Origin of the sequence: Streptomyces tamarix (assembly GCF_032423885.1) — a bacterium.
Lineage (GTDB): Bacteria > Actinomycetota > Actinomycetes > Streptomycetales > Streptomycetaceae > Streptomyces > Streptomyces tamarix.
In genome coordinates, this window is record NZ_JAWCTQ010000091.1 from 1 (window position 1) to 2,402 (window position 2,402).

General features: G+C 73.6%; 2 protein-coding genes. Both read right to left on the minus strand.

Features of this window, described 5'->3' with window-relative positions:
- Positions 1-225: 225 nt before the first annotated feature.
- Positions 226-993, minus strand: a complete 768-nt coding sequence (locus tag RND61_RS32315) for a hypothetical protein (protein WP_315881736.1) — start codon at positions 991-993, stop codon at positions 226-228.
- A 98-nt stretch (positions 994-1,091) separates the two neighbouring features.
- Positions 1,092-1,661 (minus strand): hypothetical protein, encoded by a 570-nt coding sequence (locus tag RND61_RS32320; protein ID WP_315881737.1) that lies wholly within the window; start codon positions 1,659-1,661, stop codon positions 1,092-1,094.
- Positions 1,662-2,402: the final 741 nt, after the last annotated feature.

Here is a 2,402-nt window from a genome sequence, read left to right on the forward strand (position 1 = left end):
CGCGCCGTAGCTCAGCACGGTCATCCCGGAGGACCGGCCGAACGTGGTCCGCTCCGAGGGCTCGGGCAGGTCAAAGAGGGCTGCGGGTAGGGCAGTTGCAGGCACGGAGAACTGAATCCTCGGGTCGGGTGGCTTCGCACCGGCGGACGGCGGCGGTCGTGGCGGGCGGCTCGATCGCCGCCCTGTGGCCGGGGGCACGGGCGTGGGCCCGTGCCCCCGGTTCGGTCAGCCCTTCTGCGGAGGCTTGACGATGTCCCGCATCACCGCGGCGCGGGTCGGCGCCGCCGGGCAGGGGCCGAGCAGCCGGGTCAGGTGACCGCGCAGGGCCTCGATGTCACCGGCCTTGCGGGCGCGGTCGGCCTCGTCCAGCAGGCCGGTCACCGCCTCGCGGTCGGTCGGGTGCCCGGTCTCGCACGGGCACTGGGTGGGGCGCTTGCCCACCAGCTCGGCCACGCGGGCGGCCTGCTCCTCGAAGGGGACCGTGCACCCCTCGTGACGCCACGCGGGACGCGGCGTCGGGTCGCTGTTGCGCCCGCGCAGGTGGCTCCACCAGCGGTTCCCGACCCAACCGCAGATCAGGTCTTCCATCTCGAACGGGTTGTCCGACCCGGGGTAGCCGTGCTTGGGGCTCCACGCGATTTCATCGAGCCGCCCCAGGCAGATGCCCGCGCTCAGGATGTTGCGCCGCGTGGGCGCCATCCGCGGGTGCAGCCACGGGACGATGCCCTCCGGCGCCGTGTCACCGGCCTGTTCCGTCTGGGGGAGGGCGGCGCCGGACTGGGTGACGGTGTCCAGGTGGGCGGCGGCCTTGTCGCGGTCCTCGTGCTGGCTCTCCTCGACCTGGCCCAGCACGCGCGCGTGCCAGTCGCCGTGCCAGCGGTGGATGTGGCCGATCAGCTTCCCGTCGACCGTGACGGGGTACCGGCCGTCCGGGGTCCGGTCGCCGATGCGGTACCGCTTCTCCGGGGTGTCGGGGGCGTCGTTCGTCGCCATGTCGTTGTCTCCCTGCGTTGAAGGTTCGGGGCGGGCTTCTGCCAAAGCCCTTGCGGGGTGGGCCCGCCCGGCTGCCACCGGGCGAGCCCACCGGAGTCCTACCGGCGGCGGTGCTTCAGCAGCGCGCTCAGGCTCGGGGCGGACGGCCGCGCGTTCTGCGGGTGCCACCCCTCCCGGAGGAAGGCGACGGGCCGGTTCTCGCAGTTGCGCACGATGACCAGGTCCGGGCTCGTCGCGACGGTCTCGCCACGGCGGGCGGCGCGGACCAGGAGGTCGCGCACCTCGTAGCGGTCGGCGCTCTCGGGCGCGGCTCCGGCGGAGCGGCTGAACAGCGGGCTGCTCACCCAGCGGTCCGCGAGGGGGATGCTGCGGGCCTCCGCGAGGGTGGGGGTGTGGTGGTCGAGCATCCCGGCGGGGACCGGGACGATCGTGGTGACCACGGTGCCGTCCTCGGCGTCGAGCAGTCGGACCAGCTCCGAGTCCGGGGACTGACGGACGGTCAGCTTGTCCGTCACGTCGGCCGCCCGGACGGTCCACCACGTCTCGTTGACGTCGGCGGCGGTCGTCACCAGCCGGGGGCGCCCCTCGGTCCACACGTAGGTGGTGGACAGGTAGAGGGCGAATCCGCCGATCTCGCGCGGGGTCTCGGTCTCCAGCTCTGCGTACATCGTTGCTCCCGTGTTGAAGGTTCGGGTTGTCGGGGAGGACTGCCATCCCCTCCCGACATCACTAATCATGCCTTATTTTGGGGCGGAAGTCCAGCCCTGAAGACCCTCCAAACGAGTGATCTACATCACACGTTTTCGCAGGTCAGGGGCGTTTTCCACCCCCTCCGGGCGAGCCTTGCCCGGCGGCCCGCCACGGCTCCACCCGGCGGGCGGGGGCTCCCCTCGGTCGGTCGGGCAGCTCCGCCCGACCGCCGGTTCTGTGGGGGGTGCCAGGCTCGCGAAGCGACCGCGAAGCGGCTCGGCCTGGCACCCCCCACAGGTTCGGTGGTAGCCCGAAGGGTGACCGGTCGGCCGAGGGGAGCCCCCGCCCGCCCTCACCCCAGCTACCACCGGACCTCAACTCGCCATGCACCCCCGGCCCCTTGGGAGTAAGGGCCCTCGCCGGAGGCGGTCCTTTCCCCTCACCACCTGGTGGTGACCGACGGCGGCACTGATCGGCGCGGACGGTCTCGGCGGTCCGCGTCAGCGGACCCGAACGGGAACAGCCGCCCCGCCAGGGGCGCCCGTTCGGCCCGACGAAGGAGGGCACCGGTCCGCGCCAGCGGACCCCGGCCGCCCCGCGGCCGCCGGCCCCGAAGGGGCCAAACAAGAGGTGCCGCGCCGCCAGGCGCGTCCACGGCCCGGTGCCGACGGCACCGGCCGACGAAGGAGGCCGGGGCCGGCGAGCACGCACCGGGCCAC